General features: G+C 62.8%; 19 protein-coding genes and 1 tRNA gene. 14 read left to right on the top strand and 6 right to left on the bottom strand.

The genetic code is table 11. The annotated features are described in order from the left end of the window. Nucleotides 1-65: 65 nt before the first annotated feature. The 7 genes from NKJ77_RS23705 to NKJ77_RS23675 all read left to right on the top strand — a co-directional run bounded on the left by NKJ77_RS23705 (nt 66) and on the right by NKJ77_RS23675 (nt 3,357). Nucleotides 66-797 carry a hypothetical protein gene (locus tag NKJ77_RS23705; protein ID WP_023687159.1) on the top strand — a complete coding sequence of 244 codons (732 nt, stop codon included), beginning with the start codon at nt 66-68 and terminating at the stop codon, nt 795-797. 199 nt (nt 798-996) lie between these two features. Beyond that, nucleotides 997-1,320 (top strand): ArsR/SmtB family transcription factor, encoded by a 324-nt coding sequence (locus NKJ77_RS23700; RefSeq protein WP_023687160.1) that lies wholly within the window; start codon nt 997-999, stop codon nt 1,318-1,320. Continuing rightward, nucleotides 1,317-1,742, top strand: coding sequence for an SRPBCC family protein (locus tag NKJ77_RS23695; RefSeq protein WP_352512886.1), 426 nt, complete (start codon nt 1,317-1,319; stop codon nt 1,740-1,742). Before NKJ77_RS23700 ends, NKJ77_RS23695 begins: the two co-directional genes overlap by 4 nt. A gap of 69 nt (nt 1,743-1,811) precedes the next feature. Further along, on the top strand, nt 1,812-2,204 hold the full coding sequence (locus tag NKJ77_RS23690) for a VOC family protein (RefSeq protein WP_023687162.1): 393 nt from the start codon (nt 1,812-1,814) through the stop codon (nt 2,202-2,204). A 25-nt stretch (nt 2,205-2,229) separates the two neighbouring features. Next, nucleotides 2,230-2,451: a hypothetical protein gene (locus tag NKJ77_RS23685; RefSeq protein ID WP_023668396.1), complete on the top strand. Its 222-nt coding sequence runs from the start codon at nt 2,230-2,232 to the stop codon at nt 2,449-2,451. A gap of 23 nt (nt 2,452-2,474) precedes the next feature. Beyond that, a complete protein-coding gene (locus NKJ77_RS23680) occupies nt 2,475-2,912 on the top strand; it encodes a DUF1801 domain-containing protein (RefSeq protein WP_352535857.1) in 438 nt (145 codons plus the stop codon). 13 nt (nt 2,913-2,925) lie between these two features. Next, a complete protein-coding gene (locus tag NKJ77_RS23675) occupies nt 2,926-3,357 on the top strand; it encodes a DUF1801 domain-containing protein (RefSeq protein ID WP_023816775.1) in 432 nt (143 codons plus the stop codon). A gap of 5 nt (nt 3,358-3,362) precedes the next feature. Here the strand turns inward: NKJ77_RS23675 and NKJ77_RS23670 are convergent, their stop codons facing one another. Beyond that, nucleotides 3,363-4,049, bottom strand: a complete 687-nt coding sequence (locus NKJ77_RS23670; RefSeq protein WP_023706677.1) for an HAD family hydrolase — start codon at nt 4,047-4,049, stop codon at nt 3,363-3,365. A gap of 188 nt (nt 4,050-4,237) precedes the next feature. On the opposite strand from NKJ77_RS23670, the gene NKJ77_RS23665 reads away from it, so the two are divergent. Next, a complete protein-coding gene (locus NKJ77_RS23665; protein WP_023668392.1) occupies nt 4,238-5,371 on the top strand; it encodes a site-specific DNA-methyltransferase in 1,134 nt (377 codons plus the stop codon). A 48-nt stretch (nt 5,372-5,419) separates the two neighbouring features. Here NKJ77_RS23665 and NKJ77_RS23660 read toward each other — a convergent pair whose 3' ends face one another. Both NKJ77_RS23660 and mutY read right to left on the bottom strand, forming a co-directional pair. Continuing rightward, nucleotides 5,420-6,031 (bottom strand): HAD family hydrolase, encoded by a 612-nt coding sequence (locus NKJ77_RS23660; protein ID WP_023830283.1) that lies wholly within the window; start codon nt 6,029-6,031, stop codon nt 5,420-5,422. Between the two features lie 22 nt (nt 6,032-6,053). Then, entirely contained in the window at nt 6,054-7,175 is a 1,122-nt protein-coding gene (gene mutY / locus NKJ77_RS23655; RefSeq protein WP_023830282.1) for an A/G-specific adenine glycosylase, read from the bottom strand. 50 nt (nt 7,176-7,225) lie between these two features. Between mutY and NKJ77_RS23650 the strand changes: the two genes are divergently transcribed. The 4 genes from NKJ77_RS23650 (at nt 7,226) to NKJ77_RS23635 (ending at nt 13,701) form a co-directional block, all read left to right on the top strand. After that, nucleotides 7,226-7,732: a DUF721 domain-containing protein gene (locus tag NKJ77_RS23650; protein ID WP_023830281.1), complete on the top strand. Its 507-nt coding sequence runs from the start codon at nt 7,226-7,228 to the stop codon at nt 7,730-7,732. Nucleotides 7,733-7,899: 167 nt separating this feature from the next. Next, nucleotides 7,900-8,628 carry a DsbA family protein gene (locus NKJ77_RS23645; protein ID WP_023692056.1) on the top strand — a complete coding sequence of 243 codons (729 nt, stop codon included), beginning with the start codon at nt 7,900-7,902 and terminating at the stop codon, nt 8,626-8,628. 69 nt (nt 8,629-8,697) lie between these two features. Beyond that, complete coding sequence (gene smc, locus NKJ77_RS23640) at nt 8,698-12,156, top strand: chromosome segregation protein SMC (RefSeq protein WP_352535841.1); 3,459 nt, start codon at nt 8,698-8,700, stop codon at nt 12,154-12,156. Nucleotides 12,157-13,392: 1,236 nt separating this feature from the next. After that, the gene (locus NKJ77_RS23635) at nt 13,393-13,701 is read left to right on the top strand and encodes a hypothetical protein (RefSeq protein WP_023670691.1); all 309 of its coding nucleotides are present in this window, start codon (nt 13,393-13,395) and stop codon (nt 13,699-13,701) included. Nucleotides 13,702-13,890: 189 nt separating this feature from the next. Here the strand turns inward: NKJ77_RS23635 and NKJ77_RS23630 are convergent, their stop codons facing one another. From NKJ77_RS23630 to NKJ77_RS23620, 3 genes are all read right to left on the bottom strand, one after another. After that, a complete protein-coding gene (locus NKJ77_RS23630; RefSeq protein ID WP_023819241.1) occupies nt 13,891-14,241 on the bottom strand; it encodes a hypothetical protein in 351 nt (116 codons plus the stop codon). A gap of 177 nt (nt 14,242-14,418) precedes the next feature. Continuing rightward, nucleotides 14,419-14,493 (bottom strand) — tRNA-Gln (locus NKJ77_RS23625). 110 nt (nt 14,494-14,603) lie between these two features. Further along, nucleotides 14,604-14,948, bottom strand: a complete 345-nt coding sequence (locus tag NKJ77_RS23620; RefSeq protein ID WP_023670692.1) for a VOC family protein — start codon at nt 14,946-14,948, stop codon at nt 14,604-14,606. 215 nt (nt 14,949-15,163) lie between these two features. Here NKJ77_RS23620 and ppdK point away from each other — a divergent pair, with 215 nt between their 5' ends. Then, nucleotides 15,164-17,869: a pyruvate, phosphate dikinase gene (gene ppdK / locus NKJ77_RS23615; RefSeq protein ID WP_023830279.1), complete on the top strand. Its 2,706-nt coding sequence runs from the start codon at nt 15,164-15,166 to the stop codon at nt 17,867-17,869. 174 nt (nt 17,870-18,043) lie between these two features. After that, complete coding sequence (locus NKJ77_RS23610; RefSeq protein WP_023747534.1) at nt 18,044-19,144, top strand: glycosyltransferase family 9 protein; 1,101 nt, start codon at nt 18,044-18,046, stop codon at nt 19,142-19,144. Nucleotides 19,145-19,227: the final 83 nt, after the last annotated feature.

Raw genomic sequence — 19,227 nt, 5'->3', positions numbered from 1 at the left:
TCAGTCGCATTTTTGCCGTGGCGTTGCTATACGTCACCAACTTTGCGAGAGGGAAGTGCAGTTTCATGGCGTTTCATAAGTTCAACCGTCGCTTTGTCGCGGGTCTGGCGCTAACCGGCTTTATGCTTGCCGCCGCCGGTTGCCAATCGAGCGACAATGGCATCCTCAATCTCGGTTTCGGCAAGAAGACCGACCCGAATGCGCCAATACCGCCTCAGGATCCCAAGGTTCTCGCCAGCCAGTTGCAGGCCTACTGCCCGAAAGTGACGGTGCGCGATGGCACCGCATACTTCAATACCTACGCCAAGGGCGCGCCGCAGCCGAAAAAGAAAAAGGCTGATGCAACACAGGATGCCGAGGCCGCTGCCGCCGCGCAGACGGCGCCTGACGGCTCCATCGTCGATCCGAACAAGGATCCGGCCAAGATCATCTACCAGGCCTCGATCAGCGATGTGAGCCGCGATTGCAGCCGTGCCAACGGCCAGTTGACGATGAAGGTTGGCGTTGCCGGCAAGATCGTGCCGGGACCGCTGTTCGCCCCCGGCACCATCACCATGCCGATCCGCATTGCCGTCATGCACGGCCCCGACGTGCTTTATTCGCAGATCCACCCCTATCAGATCCAGGTCAGCGATCCCTCGACCGCCACCCAGTTCGTGTTCACCGATCCCAACGTCGTCGTGCCCGAACCCTCCGCCCGGGATTACACTGTCTATGCCGGCTATGACGACACCGCGCCGGCGGCGGTGGACAAGAAGTCCGGCAAGAAAAAGAAGCGCGCTCCCGCGACGAACTAAGCGCCTGGGCGCCGTCGCTGCTGCGACGGTGCCGGTCAACTCTTTGAAAGATCCAAACGATCCGATCGTAATCCTGCAGGCGTGCGCCTGCGGCAGGTCGCGTCTGCGCTTTAATCTCGATCCATTCCGCCAGCGCACTTGACTCATCCATATCCCGGCGGTTATACGTCAATCAATAGCTCGCAGGTTATTGATCCCGATGCCGGACGCCCACGATACTTTGTTCAGAACGCTTGCCGACCCGACCCGGCGGGCCATCTTCGAGCGCTTGTGCCGCCAAGGTGAGCAGACCGTGGGGGCGCTGACGGCGCAGTCCGGGGTCTCGCAACCGGCGGTGTCGAAGCATCTCGGCGTCCTGAAGCTGGCCGGCCTGGTGCGTGACCGCCACGCCGGACGCCAGACCCACTACAGCGCGCAGCCCGAGGCACTTGGTCCGCTGACCGACTGGACAGTTCAAATGACAGGATTCTGGGAGAGCCGCTTCGATGATCTCGAGAACCTGCTGAAAAGGATGGACCAGTGAGCAATCCCGAACTGCGCACCGTCGTTGTCGAGCGGGACATATCGTGGCCGGCGGAGAAGATCTGGCGCGCGTTGACGCAGCCGCATCTGATGGAGGAGTGGCTCATGAAGAACGATTTCAAGCTTGCCGTCGGCCACAGTTTCAATCTTCGCGGCGACTGGGGCGGCGTGCTCGATTGCGAGGTGCTGGCCATCGAGCAAAACAGGACGCTGTCCTACAGCTGGGATTTTGCCCATGAGGATGCCGCCTACAATCTGAAGAGCGTGGTGACGTTCACGCTCACGCCCACCAGCACGGGGACCCATCTGCGCGTCGAGCAGTCGGGCTTCCATCCGAGCCAGAAGCAGGCCTATGGCGGCGCCAGGGCCGGGTGGCAGCAATTCCTCACCAAGCTGGAGCAGCTTCTGGCGAAGCCGGATTGAGGCCTGCCGGCACAAATTTCAGCGCCATGCCCTGACCGCGGGGCACCGAATGCAAAAAGGAGAAAATCGATGAAGATCAAGCTGACCAGCGTCTATGTGGACAACCAGGACAACGCACTGCGCTTCTACACCGACGTGCTGGGCTTTGCTGTGAAGGCCGACTTCAGCAATGGGGCTTTTCGTTGGCTGACCGTCATCTCACCCGATGAGCCCGAGGGAGCCGAGCTACAGCTGGCGCTCAACGACAACCCGGCCGCCAAGGCCTACCAGCAGGCCATCTTCAAGCAGGGGCAGCCCGCGCTCATGCTGTTCACCGACGACGTCAAGGGTGATTACGAGCGCATCAAGGGACGCGGCGGTGCGTTCGCCATGGCGCCGACAGAAGTGACCGGCTCGACCATCGCCCAGCTCAACGACAGCTGCGGCAATCTCATCCAGATCACCCAACTGGCGCGTTGGTAGGCGCTGGTTTCAAGAGGAAGTTGCAATGAACTTGAGCAAATGGATACGTCAAACCCATCGTTGGCTGTCGATCATCTTCACGCTGACCGTGGCAGCCAATTTCATCACCATGGCGTTCGGGCAACCTCCGGCCTGGGTGGTCTATTCGCCGCTGCTGCCGCTATTCCTGCTGCTGTTCAGCGGCCTCTACATGTTCGTGCTGCCTTACGTCGCGAGATCGCGTGGCGAGCAGGGCGCGCAAGGGTAGGACATGGCCAAGGCGCTGGGAAAATCGAAGGTCGCAAAACCGGCCCAGACAAGCCGGAAAAGCCGGTCCTGCTTTCGGGCGGCAACCCGCAGATCCCGAAGGCCTATGGGGACGCTCCGGTGCAGGCGTATATTGCTGCCATGCCGGGCTGGAAAAGCGATGTCGGGCGCCGGATCGACGCACTTATCGTCAGCGCCGTCCCCGGCGTCTACAAGGCGGTGAAGTGGAACTCACCGTTCTATGGCATCGAGGGCGACGGTTGGTTCCTCAGCCTGCATTGCTTCACCAGATACGTCAAAGTCGCCTTCTTTCGCGGCACGTCGCTCGATCCTGTGCCTCCCGGCCGTTCCAGGCAAAAGGAAGTGCGGTATCTCGACATCCATGAAGGCGAAGAGATCGACGAAGCCCGCTTCGCCTCCTGGGTGAAGCAGGCCAGCCGATTGCCCGGCGAGAAGATGTGAACGGAGGCAGACCATGAAGATCAGCATGTCGAGCAAGGACGAGGGAGGCGCCTCTGCCTCCGAGCGGATAGATGCCCGAATCCGGGAGCTGGACGATTGGCGGGGCAAGACGTTGGCCAGCCTGCGCAAGACCATCCTCGACGCCGACCCGGAAATCATCGAGGAGTGGAAGTGGATGGGCAGCCCGGTATGGTCACGCGACGGCATGATCGCCGTCGGCAACGCTCACAAGGACAAGGTGAAGCTGACCTTTTCTCACGGCGCCAGCCTGCCGGATCCCGACAGGCTGTTCAACAACGGGCTCAACGGCAAGGTGTGGCGCGCCATCGATGTGTCGGAGGGCGACGTGATCGATGCGGATGCGCTGAAAGCGCTCGTCCGCGCCGCGATTGCCTACAACAGGGCAAAGAAGAAACCGGCTAAGTCGGCCAAAGCCAAGGACTGATCGGTTCAGGCGTCCGACCACTCCGACAGAGCCGCAACCACACTTTTCAGTTCGGCCCAGCGGCGGATGACGGTTTCGGCGCCGGCTTCGGTCAGCACATCGGCATGGCCGGGATAGCTGTGCGCGGCGCCGGTGAAGCCGATCACGCGCATGCCAGCGGCCCTGGCGCCGGTGACGCCGTGCACCGAATCCTCGATGACGAAGGTGTTTGCCGGATTGGCGTTGAGTTGCTGCGCCGCGATCAGGAACACATCCGGCGCGGGCTTGGTTTTCTTGCTTGGTATTTCCAGCGCTGAAAAAATCCGGCCGGCGAAGAACGGCAGCAGGCCCACTTTCTCGAGCATGAACTCGATCCGCTCCAAGCGTGAGTTCGAGCAGACGCAGCGCGGCGCGGTGACCGCGGCGACCGCCTCGCGCACGCCGTCGATGGCGCGCACGTCGCTGCGCAGTTTGCGGTCGACCAGCTCTTCGGCCCGGTCGATCATCGAGGCCTGGAACGGGATGGCGGATTTTTGCTCGACCCGCATCATGATGTCCTTGAAGGTCAGTCCGGCATAGGTTTCGGCGTATTCCTCAGCCGAGATTTCATATCCGGCCAAGGTCAGCAATTCGGCCTCGACGCGGGCTGCGATGATTTCGGAATCGACGAGCACGCCGTCGCAATCGAAGATGACAAGATCTGGCTGGGGCATGGCAATCCGAACGAGGGAGGGTGATGGAGGCCCGGCAAGGCTCAAGCGGCGCGACATACACCAACGGGCCGGGCTGCGCAAATTGACGACGTCAGGGCTGCCTGGACCGTTGCGTCCTTCACCGAATATTTACGCTGATCGGTAACCATAACGGGGAGTAAACAGTAACGCGTGCCTTGGGTGTAAAAATGTCTGCCGTGCGTCTTCTCGCCGACCTCTCCCACGCCCCCCAGCAATCCGAGTGGCTGGACACGATCCTCAAGGGCGATTGTGTCGCCGCGCTCGACCGGCTGCCGGAAAAATCCATCGACGTCATCTTCGCCGATCCGCCTTACAATCTGCAACTCGACGGCGATTTGCACCGGCCCGACCAGTCCAAGGTCGACGCCGTCGACGATGACTGGGACCAGTTCGAGAGTTTCGAGGCCTATGACGCCTTCACCCGCGCCTGGCTCCTGGCGGCACGCCGCGTGCTGAAGCCCAATGGCACCATCTGGGTCATCGGCTCCTACCACAACATCTTCCGCGTCGGCGCCAAGATGCAGGATCTCGGCTTCTGGATCCTCAACGATGTCGTCTGGCGCAAGACCAACCCAATGCCTAATTTCCGCGGTCGCCGCTTCCAGAACGCGCATGAGACCATGATCTGGGCCTCGCGCGACCAGAAGGGCAAGGGCTATACCTTCAACTACGAAGCCATGAAGGCATCGAACGACGACATCCAGATGCGCTCCGACTGGCTGTTCCCGATCTGCACTGGCGGCGAGCGGCTGAAGAACGACAATGGCGACAAGCTGCATCCGACGCAGAAGCCGGAAGCGCTGCTCGCCCGCATCATGATGGCCTCGACCAAGCCGGGCGACATCGTGCTCGACCCGTTCTTCGGATCCGGCACAACCGGCGCCGTGGCCAAGCGGCTTGGCCGCCATTTCGTCGGCATCGAGCGCGAGCAGGCCTATATCGACGCCGCCAATGAGCGCATCGATGCCGTGCGGCCGCTGGAAACCGCCGATCTCACCGTGCTCACCGGCAAGCGCGCCGAGCCGCGCGTCGCCTTTGTCAGCCTCATCGATACCGGGCTTATGCAGCCCGGCGCCACGCTTTACGATGCCAAGAAGCGCTGGTCGGCCAAGGTACGCGCGGACGGCACGGTTGCCATCGGTGACAGCGCCGGCTCGATCCACAAGATCGGCGCCGAAGTGCAGGGCCTGGACGCCTGCAATGGCTGGACCTTCTGGCACTATGAGCGCTCGGGCGGCCTGACCCCGATCGACGAACTGCGCCGCATCGCCAGGCTCGGCATGGAACGGGCAGGGGCTTGATCTCAGGGTGTAAAGTCGTAGAGCGCTACCTTCCGGCCTCTGCGCGGCTCACACCGCGATGCCATACCGCTCTAGGTCCGCCTTGAGCGTTTTTGCATCTGTGAACAGCACAGCATTCCAGCCAGCCGCCCTGGCTCCGTCGACATTCCTGGGGCTGTCGTCGATGAACAGCGTGGCGGAGGGCTCCAGGCCGAACGCGACCACGTGATGGTCGTAGATGGCGCGGTCGGGCTTGATCTCACGGATATCGGCCGACACGGTCACGCCGCGCGGGCGGCTAAGGAAATCGAAGCGCAGTCTTGCCTCGGCAAGCGTGTCGGCGGCGAAGTTCGTCAGCATGGTCACGTCGTGGCCGCTCTCGATCAGGCCGAGCATGATGGCGACGCTGTCGTCATAGGCATGCGGCACCATGTCGTTCCAATAGCGTCGGAAATTGCGAATGTTTTCAGCATGACCCGGGTAATCCGCGATCAGCAGCGCTTCCGCCTCTTCCCACGTCCGGCCACGGTCCTGCTCGATGTTCCAGTCATGCGTGCAGACATTGTCGAAGAACCACTTGCGCTCTTCGGCATCGGGAATGAGGCGGCTGAACGGAATGTTCGGATCGTAGTGGAGCAAGACGCGACCGATGTCGAACACGATATGGCGGATTTCAGTCATTTCTGGCCTTTCAAAGCGAATGCTAGTCAATCGGGCGGTGTTTTTTGGTTGCGCCCGGTATCGCTGCTTCGATGACCTTTTTCATGACGGTCGGCAGCGCTTCTCCGGAAATGTCATGGGCCAGCGACCAGAAATGCCCTTCCGGCGCATCACTTTTCACTTGAGCGTGAAAAACTTCGAGCTCGAGCGCGAAATGGGTGAAGACATGCGCGATCTCTCCGGCGCGCCGCCAGTCCGCAGGGAAGGGCGCTGCTTGGGCAGTCGTCGCGCCGTCTATCCGGGCTGTCCAATCTGTGGTCGGCACCTCGGTCATGCCGCCGAGCAGGCCCTTGTCAGGCCGCTTGCGCAACAGGATGGCGCCGTCGCCGCGCTCGGCGACGAAGGCGGCACCCCGCCTGAGTGGTTTGTCGACCTTGGGCAGGCGGACCGGAAAGCGCTCGGGGTCGCCGGACAGGATGGCGCTGCAATCCTCGCGCACCGGGCACAGCATGCAGCGCGGCCGTCTTGGCGTGCAGATCGTGGCGCCAAGGTCCATCATTGCCTGGGCGAAGTCGCCCGGCCTTGTCTGCGGAACCAGTCTTTCGACGAGCGCGCGGATTTCAGGCTTTGCCTCGCTGAGCGGCGTTGCGATCGAATAGAGCCGCGAGATGACACGTTCGACATTGCCGTCGACGACCGCCGCCGGACGGTCGAAGGCGATCGCCGCGATCGCCGCCGCCGTATAGGCGCCGATCCCCGGCAATTCCCTCAATCCCGTTTCGTTGTCGGGAAAACGGCCGCCCTGGCTCGCAACCAGATCGGCGCAGGCCTTGAGGTTGCGCGCCCGTGAATAATAGCCGAGCCCGGCCCAGGCCTTCATCACATCCTCGGCCGGCGCAGCCGCCAGCGCCTTCACATCAGGCCATTTCTCGACAAAGGCGCGAAAATAGGATTTTACCGCTTCGACCGTGGTCTGCTGCAGCATCACCTCCGACAGCCAGATGCGATAGGGGTCCGGCCGTGCACCGCGGGCCGTGGCGTGCGGCGTGATCCGCCACGGCAGTTCGCGATGGTGCGCGTCGTACCAGGCAAGCAGACGCGCGGCGATCTCTCCCGATAGAGTTGGTTCGGATGCGGCCTTGCGGGTCTGTTCGTGCAGTGCCATTGATCGCGGGCTGGCTCTAGGCTGGTGAGGAGCGTGGCTGGAGAACGTACATGGCAGGGAGAACGCCTTACGGCAATCCCGTTCCGGTGAGCGATCTCGCGACCGCGATCCTCGACCCCGTGCTGCGCAAGCGGGCCGGCATTTCGATCGGGCTGGTGCAGTCATGGGAAGAGATCGCCGGCCCCAGGCTCGCCGGCCATTCGCGCCCCGAAAAAATCCAGTGGCCGCGCCGCATGCATGAGGACGATCCGTTCGAGCCGGCGGTGCTGGTCATCGCCTGCGAAGGCATGGCCGCGCTGCACCTACAGCACGAGACCGGCGAGATCATCAACCGCGTCAATGCCTTTCTCGGCTTCAACGCGATCGGCAGGATCCGGATCGTGCAAAAGCCGGTGCTGAGGGACAAAGCCCGGCCGAAACCGTCGCCGAGAGCACTGACTTCTGTCGAAAAGGCCAAATTGTCCGATACCGTCGGCAAGATCGAGGATGAAGGCTTGCGCGCCTCGCTGGAGCGTCTTGGCGCCACAATTCTTGGCCAAAGGAAGCGGCCAAGGTAATCAACCGGCAATCAGTCGGTCATGAACGCGTCATCTATCTCGCGCATTCGTGATCCTGCATGTAGAGTTTGGCGATTGGAATGGGGACGGCGATGCCTTAATTCCCGCCAACTCTCGCCTTTTCTAGCCTTTGCGTTGCAAAATCAAACCACAGTCAGGTGATTCGCATGAACCGTAGCTTGTCCCGCAGAAACCTCCTGTCTTCGCTGGCCGTCATTCCGGCAGTGGCTATGCTCGCCGCATGCAGCGATTCAGGCGAGGATGCCAAAGCAGCGGATGTGAAGCCTGCGGCTCCCGCGCCTGCTTCGACGCCTGCCACTCCGGCCGCCGTCAAGGTCCCGGAGTCTTCCGGCAATGTCGACATGGCCGAACTGCTGAAGCCCGGCGCTTTGCCCGACAAGCAGCTCGGCAAGGATGACGCCAAGGTCACCATCGTCGAATATGCCTCGATGACCTGCCCGCATTGTGCGCATTTCGCCGCGACCACCTTCCCTGAGTTGAAGACCAAGTACATCGACACCGGCAAGGCGCGTTACATCCTGCGCGAATTCCCGTTCGATCCGAGCGCCGAGGCCGGTTTCATGCTGGCGCGCTGTTCGAAGGACAATTATTTCCCGATGGTCGACGTGCTGTTCAAGCAGCAGGCCAACTGGGTCGGCGTCAACAATACCAAGGATGCGCTGCTGCAGATCTCCAAGCTCGCCGGTTTTACACAGGAGTCCTTCGAGGCCTGCTTGACGGACCAGAAACTTCTGGACGATGTGAGATCGGTCCAGAAGCGCGGCGCCGATGAATTCAAGGTCGACTCGACGCCGACCTTCTTCATCAACGGGAAAACCTACAAAGGTGCGATGTCGATTGAGGAAATATCGGCCATCATCGACCCTCTGCTCTGACGTCCAGGCGGCGCCGGAGCGACTGCGCTTCGGCGTCAGCGCACCTTTGTGCCTTCCAGGCAGGCGCGAATGAAGTTTTCGCGCCTTCGCCTCCTCGGCTTCAAGTCCTTCGTCGAACCCGGCGAGTTCGTCATCGAACGTGGCCTGACCGGCATTGTCGGGCCGAATGGCTGCGGCAAGTCGAACCTTGTCGAGGCGATGCGCTGGGTGATGGGCGAAAGCTCATACAAGAACATGCGCGCGTCCGGCATGGACGACGTGATCTTTTCCGGCTCGGGAACTCGCCCGGCCCGCAACACCGCCGAAGTCACGCTGTTCCTCGACAATAGCGACCGGACCGCGCCCGCCGCCTTCAACGACGCCGATGAATTGCAGGTGTCGCGCCGCATCGAGCGCGAAGCCGGCTCGCTCTACCGCATCAACGGCAAGGAAGCCCGCGCCAAGGACGTGCAGCTTCTGTTCGCCGACCAGTCGACCGGCGCGCGCTCGCCTTCCATGGTCGGACAGGGCCGTATCGGCGAACTGATCCAGGCCAAGCCGCAGGCGCGCCGCGCGCTGCTCGAAGAGGCCGCCGGCATTTCCGGCCTGCACACGCGCCGTCACGAGGCCGAGCTTCGGCTGAAGGCGGCCGAACAAAATCTGGAACGGCTGGACGATGTCGTCGGCGAACTGGAGAGCCAGATCGAAAGCCTTAAGCGCCAGGCGCGCCAGGCATCGCGCTTCAAGAACCTGTCGGCCGATATCCGCAAGGCGGAAGCCACGCTCTTGCATCTGCGCTGGACTTTGGCCAAAACCCAGGAGGGCGATGCGCGTTCGGCATTGGCGGTTGCCACAGCTCTGGTCGGCGACCGCGCCGCCGCCCAGATGGCTGCCGCCCGTGAGCAAGGCATCGGCGCCCACCGGCTGCCCGATCTGCGCGATGCCGAGGCCGCCGCGGCTGCCGCCTTCCAGCGCCTGTCGATCGCCAAGGCTCAGATCGAGGAGGAGGCTGGCCGCATCCGCGCCCGCCAGGCCGAACTGGAGCGCCGGCTGCAGCAGCTCGACGGCGATATCGCCCGCGAGGAGCGCATGGTCCGCGACAATGCGGATATTCTTGAGCGCCTGCGCGAGGAAGAAGCCACGCTCAACTCCGAAAATGCCGGCGCCGCCGAGCGCGAGGCCACGACGCGGGCCGCTTTCGAGCAGGCCGGCGCAACGCTTGTCACAAGCGAAGCCAAGCTCGCTGCGCTGACCGCCGAACGCGCCGAGGCCGCCGCCGCGCGCAATCAGATCGAACGAACGCTGCGCGAAAACGCCGAACGCCGCGATCGCTTTGCCCGCCAGCTGGCCGATGTCGACCGCGAATTGTCCGAGATTGTGTCGAAGGTTGCGGGCTTGCCCGATCCCGCCGAGAAGCGCGCTCTGGTCGAGGACGCGCTCGCCCGGTTGGAGGAAGCGGAGGCCGGCGCCATTGCTGCCGAACAGGCGGTCGCCGAGGCGCGCGCCACCGAGAGTGCCGCTCGTCCGCCGCTGCAGGACGCCAGGTCGGAGCTCGCCGGCATCGAGACCGAAGCGCGCACGCTGGCCAAGATCCTCAATGCCGCCAGCGGCGATCTTTTCCCCTCGGTGCTTGAGCAGCTCAGCGTCGAACGTGGCTATGAGACGGCGCTTGGCGCTGCGCTTGGTGAGGACCTCGACGTGCCGCTCGACCGCAGCGCGCCGGTGCATTGGGGCGAAAGCCAGGTTCAACCAGGCGATGCGGCCTTGCCGGAAGGCATCAAGAGCCTCGCCAGCGTGGTGCGCGCGCCTTCGCAGCTTGCCCGCCGGTTGGCGCAGATCGGCATCGTCGATGCCGCCGACGGCAAACGCCTGCAGACGCTGCTTGCCCCCGGCCAGCGGCTGGTCAGCCGTGACGGCGCGCTGTGGCGCTGGGACGGGCTGACCGCCAGCGCCGATGCAACGACCGCGGCCGCGCAAAGGCTGGCGCAGAAGAACCGGCTGGCCGAGCTCGATGCCGAGGCGGTACAGGCGACGCAGATCGTGCGCGAGGCCGAAGCCGCCCTTGCCCAGGCCGAACAGGCACTCCGCCAGGCGAGCGAGGCCGAACGCAATGCGCGCCAGGCCGGGCGCGATGCCCAGCACGGCCTGGACGCCGCCCGCAGCGCGCTGGCCGAGGCCGAAAAGGCCGGTGGCGAGCTGGCAAGCCGCCGCGCCGCCCTGGACGAGGCGCGCGCGCGAATCGTCGACAGCCATGAAGAAACGGCCGCCGCCTTCGCCGAGGCCGAAATGCTGCTGCAGGACGCCCCCGATCTCGGCGACCTGCAATTGCAGCTTGAACAATCCGCCGCCAATGTCAGCCGCGATCGCGCAACCTTGGCCGACGCGCGCGCCGTCCATGAAGGCCTGCGCCGCGAAGCCGAGGCGCGCACGCGCCGGCTCGACGCCATCGGCGCCGAGCGCAGCAACTGGTTGCAGCGGGCCGAAAACGCCTCGACGCAGATTGCCTCGCTGGGCGAGCGCAGGGCCGAGGCCGAGGCCGAGCGCGAAACGCTGGCCGACGCCCCCGACGAGATCGACGCCAGGCGGCGCGCGCTGCTGTCGCAGCTGACCGAGGCCGAGACCTTGCGCAAGGCGGCCGCCGACCGTTTGCAGGAGGCCGAGAACAACCAGGCCGAGCTGGACAAGGCCGCCACCGCGGCGATCCAGTCGCTGGCCGATTCCCGCGAAACCCGCGTCCGCGCCGAAGAGCGATTGACCGCCGCCGACGAGCGCCGGCTCGAGGTCGAGGCGCGCATCCAGGAAACGCTGAACACGCCGCCGCATCTGGTCATTCGCCATACTGGCCTGGAAGCCGACAGCCCGATGCCCGAAATGGCCGAGATCGAGCGCCAGCTCGACCGGCTGAAGGTTGAGCGCGAGCGGCTCGGCGCCGTCAATCTGCGCGCCGAGGAAGAGCAGAAGGAACTGTCGGACCGGCTGGAGGCCATCGTTTCCGAGCGCGAGGACATCATCGAGGCAATCCGCAAACTGAGGCAAGCGATCCAGAGCCTGAACCGCGAAGGCCGCGAACGGCTGCTTGCCGCTTTCGAGGTGGTCAACGGCCATTTCCAGCGGCTGTTCTCGCATCTGTTCGGTGGCGGCACGGCCGAATTGCAGCTGATCGAATCCGACGACCCGCTCGAAGCCGGGCTCGAAATCCTGGCCCGTCCGCCCGGCAAGAAGCCGCAGACCATGACGCTGCTGTCCGGCGGCGAGCAGGCGCTGACGGCGATGTCGCTTATCTTTGCCGTGTTCCTGACCAATCCGGCGCCGATCTGCGTGCTCGACGAAGTCGACGCGCCGCTCGACGATCACAATGTCGAACGCTTCTGCAACCTTATGGACGAAATGGCCGCGACCACCGAGACGCGCTTCGTCATCATCACCCACAACCCGATCACGATGGCGCGCATGAACCGCCTGTTCGGCGTGACCATGGCCGAGCAGGGCGTCAGCCAACTGGTCTCGGTCGATCTGCAGGCCGCCGAGGCGATGCGCGAGGCGAGCTGACGCAGCATGCTTTGTTGATTTCGTCGGCGATGGCCTCGATCCGACTGTTGCAACAGGACCGTCGCCCTTGCGACCTGCTTGCGACGCGCATTCTGTAAGGTTCGAAGAGAAGGAATTTAAGCGCCACCTGAGAGCGAACGCCAAAGCCCACATGCAAAGCGCCGGCCAACGCGAAAGCGATGCCTACAAGGCGCAGATGGCAATAGGCTCCGACAGCAATTCAGCTGCCACGTTTATCGGAAGCCCAGGAAGCTCAGTATCGCAATCACGATAACGACTGCTCCGATGAGCCAGATTATGTTGTTCACCGTATCTCTCCCGAACTAGTTGCTGGGAGTGAACTCGTAAGAGCCTACTAATGTTCCCGCATTTTCTGCGTCGAAACAAAATGGCGGCCATTGCTTCGTCGATTGCCAGACCAAGGTCCGAACAGGGTATGACTGAAGTCCTGACGTCGGAGCCATAGGCCCGAAGGCGGGCAACCTATGCCCTCCCGATACATTGGAACCGGGCTGCCGAGCATGAGTCCCTTCATCGGTGGTCAATCGGGTGCCCGCCATTCCTGAGAGGTTAGCGGGCACCCGATTGTCGTGACACCGCCAACGGCGTGCGTTTCAATAGCGAGGCTAACAGTGACCTTTGTCCAGAGATCTGTGCGTGACGGCGCAACCCGACCCGCAAACGACAACGACAGTCCTGCGGAAGTTTCTTCCGTTCTTGACCTCATACCATCGGCTGACGACGACAAGGTCGCTGAGCTTGTCAGGCGAACAGAGCGCCTGGCAATCGCAGTGGTTATCGGAATCGCGGTTCTGCTGATCTTGGCGCCGGTGGTTTACCTTGCACTTTCTTACGGGATCTGAGACGGCCCGACTTAGGCGATCTAAGATGGCCTGATTGGTCGTATTCTCGTAAATCTGAAAAGTTGTGCCGACAGTCCTCCTCGCAAGACAAGTGTTTCCCGTCACAGATCAGGAGATCGAACGCGACGACATAGAAGGGTCCTGTGCAGCGCTCCTTTGTCGAGTGGCGTAACCCTGGTGGTCGGCTTGAAAGAGCGCCTTTACCAGAAGTTGCCAACAGGAGCTGCTGTCGCAACTTCTTCTTTCGATACGCCGTGTTGCACGGGAGCAGCCGTCACTGATCGCGCCCGTGGACCGACGACGCTACTCGGAACCAAAGGGATGGGACGCGGTTATCCCCGCGAAGGGATAATTAGCAGGTGGAGATATTACAATGAAAACAATGATCGTGAGCGCCTTGGCGCTGTTCATTGCCATGCCGACGATAGCTCCGGCAGCCGAAGCTGACGTGGTCATCACGACCCACCATCGACATCATCACAGGAGCGTAAAGGTCATCAATGACCAGGGTCAACGCCTTCATCACCGCAGACACGGCACGGTTGCCTTCTACGACCACGGCCGCAGACATCATCGCCGGGATACGGTCATCGTGACCGGCTCGATCGAGCGCAGCCATCATCGCTATTATCGACATCATCGGCATCATCCCGTCGTCATCCAGGACGACAACGATTACTGATCCTCTCCGCACGGCCCGGCCCCGGCTCTGTCGACGGAGTCGGGGTCGCGTGGGACTTAGATACTCATGACGGCAGCCATCCATGGCGTCGGTAAATTTTATTTCATGTAAATTGGCTGGGGCTCCTGGAGCTTTCGAAATTTCGTCCAGCCGAATTGCGCCCGCTCATCAAGTTGCAGGTTAAGTCTGCTAGTCTGGCGCAATCTGGCAGTTCGGGCCGACCCATTTGTTCATCGAGGTGTCGAGTTCATTTCCCATGTCGGCGGCGCTACATACCGGATAACGATCGTCACCCTGGCGGCGCATGCTAAGGGACTTGTATTGGCGCAACAGCGCATCGTGGTCGGGCGGCTGTTGGTCTTTCTGCTTCAGGGAAAGCTGCATCATGCAGTTGGCAAAGGCATCGGTGCCTTCCTGAAAACCAAACCCGGCACATTGGCGCTTGTTTTCTGACTGTTGACCGGCATTGCCCTGGTCTGTTGTGCAGCCCACCAAGGAAGTCACTACGGCCAGAAACGGCACAACCGCAACAGCGCGCATTCGTCTTTTCCTCTTAACTTTGATGCTTTTAAAGTTTCCCCAAATGTCGGCCAACCGCAACCCATACACGGCGCGGGTAGAACGATTCCCACAGGCCGGATGCCATGTCGATTATCCGCTTGGGTGTAACACTTAGAATTCGTAATTTCTAAGTGCTTGAACACCGACGAACAGGGATGGCTGGGGCGCCAGGATTCGAACCTGGGAATGTCGGTACCAAAAACCGATGCCTTACCACTTGGCGACGCCCCAGCAAGCGAGCTTTGCCCGTTGCGCGCGGCCTTATAGGACGAGCGGCACGAAAGCTCAATGCCGAGTTGGCCACTGTGCAAAACTGATCCACTGCTTGGCGCGGGGACGCGCTATTCGCCCCAGACCGCCAACTCGTTGCCAGCGGGATCGGTGAAATGGAACCGCCTGCCGCCCGGGAACGAGAATATCGGCTTGACGATCGTGCCGCCGGCGCTTTCGACAACGTCGAGCGTTGCTTCCAGATCCTGCGAATAGAGCACCGGCAATGGTTTCGCCGGCGCCTCCGCTGCATCGGCCTGGAAGCCGCCATCGAGCCCTTCGCCGAAGGCCGAATAGGTCGGCCCGTAATCGGTGAACGACCACGAGAAGGCGGCGCTGTAGAAAGCCTTGACGCTGTCCAGCGTCGCGCCGGTCGCGGGCAGTTCGAGATAGTCGAGTTTTCCGTTGAGTTTCATCACGCTGCTCCCAACTTGTTCCCTATATGTTCTATATCCTGGGCAGCGATCCGGCAAGTCTTTTCGACGCAGCTTTTGCTTAATCGATTGTAGTCGCCGGGCTTCGCTGCCACACCTTGCCTTTCGCACTGCAGCATAATAACGCTCGGGTCGGAACGCGGGGGAACCGGGTCTTGGCCCCGGTGTTCTATCTTCCGAGGACTTGGAGGGCGAGCATGACCAAATGGGTCTACACCTTCGGCGATGGCGCCGCGGAGGGACGTGCGGGCGACCGCAACCTTCTCGGCGGCAAAGGCGCCAATCTGGCCGAGATGTGCAGTCTTGGCCTGCCCGTGCCGCCGGGCTTCACCCTCACCACCGAAGTCTGCAACGCCTATTACGCCAACGGAAACAGCTATCCGGCCGCGTTGCAGGCCGATGTCGTCAAGGCGCTGGACCATATCGGGCAGCTGACGGGGCGCCGTTTCGGCGATCCGTCGAAGCTGCTTCTGGTCTCGGTCCGCTCCGGGGCCAGGGCCTCGATGCCGGGCATGATGGACACCGTGCTCAATCTCGGCCTCAATGACGAGACGGTCGAGGCGTTGGCAGCCGATTCCGGCGATGCCCGCTTTGCCTATGACAGCTACCGCCGCTTCATTCAGATGTATTCCGATGTCGTCATGGGTCTCGACCACGAAGTGTTCGAGGAAATCCTGGAGGACCAGAAGGCGAGCCTCGGCCACGAGCTCGACACCGAACTGACAGCGCAGGAATGGCAGAGCGTCATCGCCCTTTACAAGGCCAAGGTCGAGGAGGAACTCGACAAGCCGTTTCCGCAGGACCCGCACGAGCAGCTGTGGGGGGCGATCGGCGCGGTGTTTTCCAGCTGGATGAACAACCGCGCCATCACCTACCGGCGCCTGCACGACATCCCGGAAAGCTGGGGCACGGCGGTCAATGTCCAGGCCATGGTATTCGGCAACATGGGCGAGACGTCGGCCACCGGCGTCGCCTTCACGCGCAACCCCTCGACCGGCGAAAAGATGCTCTATGGCGAATTCCTGGTGAACGCGCAGGGCGAGGATGTCGTAGCCGGCATCCGCACGCCGCAAAACATCACCGAGGCGGCGCGCATCGCCGCCGGCTCCGACAAGCCGTCGCTGCAGAAACTGATGCCGGACGCGTTCCGGTCCTTCGTCGACATCTCCGACCGCCTGGAACAGCACTACCGCGACATGCAGGATCTCGAATTCACCATCGAGCGCGGCAAATTGTGGATGCTGCAGACGCGTTCCGGCAAGCGCACCGCCAAGGCGGCGCTGAAGATTGCCGTCGAAATGGCGCGCGACAAGCTGATCACGACGGAGGAGGCGGTCGCCCGCATCGATCCCGCCTCGCTCGATCAGCTGTTGCATCCTACCATCGACCCCAAGGCCGCGCGCGATGTCATCGGCGTCGGCCTGCCGGCTTCTCCGGGCGCCGCGACCGGCGAGATCGTCTTCTCGTCCGCCGATGCCGAGGATCTGAAGACGCAAGGTCGCAAGGCAATCCTGGTGCGCATCGAAACCAGCCCCGAAGACATTCACGGCATGCATGCTTCAGAAGGCATCCTGACCACGCGCGGCGGCATGACCAGCCACGCCGCCGTGGTCGCGCGCGGCATGGGCAAGCCTTGCGTTTCGGGCGCCGGCTCGCTGCGTGTCGACTACAAGGCCGGCACGCTGATGTCGATGGGCCAGACCTTCCGCAAGGGCGACATCATCACCATCGATGGTAGCAACGGCCAGGTGCTGAAGGGCGCCGTGTCGATGCTGCAGCCGGAACTGTCGGGCGATTTCGCCGCCATCATGGAATGGGCCGATGCGGTGCGCCGCATGAAGGTGCGCACCAATGCCGAGACGCCGCTCGATGCGCGCATGGCGCGCTCCTTCGGCGCCGAAGGCATCGGCCTCTGCCGCACCGAGCACATGTTCTTCGACGGCGAGCGTATCGTCGCTATGCGCGAGATGATCCTGGCCGATACCGAGAAGGACCGCCGCACCGCACTTGCCAAGCTGTTGCCGATGCAGCGCTCGGATTTCCTCGAACTGTTCGAGATTATGGCCGGCCTGCCGGTGACGATCCGGCTGCTCGATCCGCCGCTGCACGAATTCCTGCCCAAGACGGAAGCGGAGGTGGCGGAGGTCGCCGCCGCCATGAACGTCTCGCCCGACAAGCTCAGGCAGCGCACAGAAGCCCTGCACGAGTTCAACCCGATGCTCGGCCATCGCGGCTGCCGTCTCGCCGTCTCCTATCCCGAGATTGCCGAGATGCAGGCGCGTGCCATCTTCGAGGCAGCCGTCGAGGCCGGCAAGAAAGCCGGCGCGCTGGTCGTTCCCGAGATCATGGTGCCGCTGGTCGGCCTGGTGAAGGAGCTCGACTACGTCAAGGCGCGCATCGATGCGGTCGCCAAGGCTGTCATGGACGAGACCGGCGTCAAGATCGACTATCTCACCGGCACGATGATCGAGCTTCCGCGCGCGGCGATCCGCGCCCACGTCATCGCCGCTACGGCCGAGTTCTTCTCCTTCGGCACCAACGATCTCACCCAGACCACTTTCGGCATCTCGCGCGACGACGCAGCATCCTTCCTCGAGACCTATCGGCAGAAAGGTATCATCGAGCAGGACCCGTTCGTCTCGCTCGACATCGAGGGCGTCGGCGAACTGGTGCGCATGGCTGCCGAGAAGGGCAGGGCGACGCGGCCCGACATCAAGCTCGGCATATGCGGCGAACATGGCGGCGATCCGGCCTCGATCCGCTTCTGCGAAGAGGTCGGCCTCGACTATGTCTCGTGCTCTCCCTACCGCGTGCCGATCGCAAGATTGGCCGCAGCCCAAGCCGCGGTGCAGATTGCCAAAACAGCAGTGCCGCGCCCCAAAAAGAGCGCCGCGGCATCCTGATTTCGACATAGTCCTTTCGGTATCGATGAAACGGCCACCCCTGCGTGGCCGTTTGGCGCTAAGCTTACGATTTTGTAAGCAAATTCACGCTGATGTGCGCGCCCCAACACGCAATCCCGACATCGTTTCTTCCCAATTTCACGGCCCCCCAACCCGCCCGGTGCCGAGAAAAAGATGTTACAGATTTCGCCCAGACCCTTCCGCTCGATCCTGATTATCCAGACCAAGTTCATCGGCGATGTTGTTCTGTCCTCCACGCTCGCCAAGAACCTGCAGCTCGAATATCCCGGTGTCAGGATCGTCTTTCTCTGCGAGGCGCGCCTCGCCAGTTTCGTCACCGCGCACGGCATCGCCGCCGAGGTCGTCAGCTTCCGCCGCGCCGCCATGCGCGGCACCCCGCTGGAGCGTGGACGCGAGCTCTATTCGATGATCAGCCAGCTGCGCCAATTCCGTTTCGACCTGACCATCGACCTCACCGATTCAAAGACATCGCGGCTCATCGTCAGGTTCCTCAACGCCAGCACCCGCATCGGCTACAATCCTCCGGAAAGGCCGCTGCGCTGGCATGAGCGCCAGCCCGCCAATGTCTTTGCCGAGCCGTTCGGTTTTGGCGAACGTCACTATCTCTACCGCTACCTTTCGCCGCTCGAGCCGCTCGGCGTCGGTCTGCGCGTGCGGGTGCCGTCGATTCGGCCATTGCCGATGGAGACGGCGAGGGCCCAGGCATTGCTGGACAAACACCATCTGCGGCCAAATGGCTTTATCGCGGTGCATGCCGGCGCCAGTTTTCACGGCCGGCGCTGGCAGCATGAACGCTTTGCCGCCGTGATCGACACGATTTCGCGCGAAACCGGACTGGATTTCGTACTCGTCGGCGGCCCTGACGAGCGCAAGCCGGCCGAGCAGATCCTCGCCAGTGCCGCGTCGATCGTCAACCTCGTCGGCGCGCTGTCGCTGGAAACGCTGCTGGCGGTGTTGCAGCAGGCGCGGCTGTTTGTCGGCAATGAGAGCGGCCCCATGCACATGGCAGCAGCGGCCGGAACGCCGGTTGTCGGCCTGTTCGGCCTGACCAGCCCGGCCGTCTGGGGACCGGTCGGCGTGCCCAGCCTCGCCTTGCAGCCATCCATGCCGTGCAATTGCGTGGCGGGCAGCCTGTGCAATCCGCTCGATCCCAGCAAGGCCTGCTGCGTCTGGCGCCTCGAGGTCGAACCGGTCGTCGCGGCCGTGCGCGAAGTCCTGTCACGCACGCATGTGGAACTGGAACACGCCGTCTGACGGTGCGCGGCGGTCACATTGTCTGGATATCAGCTTTCTCACGGCCACTATCCCGATTTCCGCCTTGTTGCGGGTCCTGGGAT

It is taken from the genome of Mesorhizobium sp. M0052 (genome assembly GCF_040323255.1).
GTDB lineage: Bacteria > Pseudomonadota > Alphaproteobacteria > Rhizobiales > Rhizobiaceae > Mesorhizobium.
This window is presented reverse-complemented; position numbering and strand designations above follow the sequence as displayed.

What these genes read in the sequence shown, in the direction of transcription:
- NKJ77_RS23705 (WP_023687159.1), top strand. Translation starts at nt 66, where the DNA reads ATGGCGTTTCATAAGTTCAACCGTCGCTTTGTCGCGGGTCTGGCGCTA.
- NKJ77_RS23700 (WP_023687160.1), top strand. Translation starts at nt 997, where the DNA reads ATGCCGGACGCCCACGATACTTTGTTCAGAACGCTTGCCGACCCGACC.
- NKJ77_RS23690 (WP_023687162.1), top strand. Translation starts at nt 1,812, where the DNA reads ATGAAGATCAAGCTGACCAGCGTCTATGTGGACAACCAGGACAACGCA.
- NKJ77_RS23685 (WP_023668396.1), top strand. Translation starts at nt 2,230, where the DNA reads ATGAACTTGAGCAAATGGATACGTCAAACCCATCGTTGGCTGTCGATC.
- NKJ77_RS23675 (WP_023816775.1), top strand. Translation starts at nt 2,926, where the DNA reads ATGAAGATCAGCATGTCGAGCAAGGACGAGGGAGGCGCCTCTGCCTCC.
- NKJ77_RS23670 (WP_023706677.1), bottom strand. Translation starts at nt 4,049, where the DNA reads ATGCCCCAGCCAGATCTTGTCATCTTCGATTGCGACGGCGTGCTCGTC.
- NKJ77_RS23665 (WP_023668392.1), top strand. Translation starts at nt 4,238, where the DNA reads ATGTCTGCCGTGCGTCTTCTCGCCGACCTCTCCCACGCCCCCCAGCAA.
- NKJ77_RS23660 (WP_023830283.1), bottom strand. Translation starts at nt 6,031, where the DNA reads ATGACTGAAATCCGCCATATCGTGTTCGACATCGGTCGCGTCTTGCTC.
- mutY (WP_023830282.1), bottom strand. Translation starts at nt 7,175, where the DNA reads ATGGCACTGCACGAACAGACCCGCAAGGCCGCATCCGAACCAACTCTA.
- NKJ77_RS23650 (WP_023830281.1), top strand. Translation starts at nt 7,226, where the DNA reads ATGGCAGGGAGAACGCCTTACGGCAATCCCGTTCCGGTGAGCGATCTC.
- NKJ77_RS23645 (WP_023692056.1), top strand. Translation starts at nt 7,900, where the DNA reads ATGAACCGTAGCTTGTCCCGCAGAAACCTCCTGTCTTCGCTGGCCGTC.
- smc (WP_352535841.1), top strand. Translation starts at nt 8,698, where the DNA reads ATGAAGTTTTCGCGCCTTCGCCTCCTCGGCTTCAAGTCCTTCGTCGAA.
- NKJ77_RS23635 (WP_023670691.1), top strand. Translation starts at nt 13,393, where the DNA reads ATGAAAACAATGATCGTGAGCGCCTTGGCGCTGTTCATTGCCATGCCG.
- NKJ77_RS23630 (WP_023819241.1), bottom strand. Translation starts at nt 14,241, where the DNA reads ATGCGCGCTGTTGCGGTTGTGCCGTTTCTGGCCGTAGTGACTTCCTTG.
- NKJ77_RS23620 (WP_023670692.1), bottom strand. Translation starts at nt 14,948, where the DNA reads ATGAAACTCAACGGAAAACTCGACTATCTCGAACTGCCCGCGACCGGC.
- ppdK (WP_023830279.1), top strand. Translation starts at nt 15,164, where the DNA reads ATGACCAAATGGGTCTACACCTTCGGCGATGGCGCCGCGGAGGGACGT.
- NKJ77_RS23610 (WP_023747534.1), top strand. Translation starts at nt 18,044, where the DNA reads ATGTTACAGATTTCGCCCAGACCCTTCCGCTCGATCCTGATTATCCAG.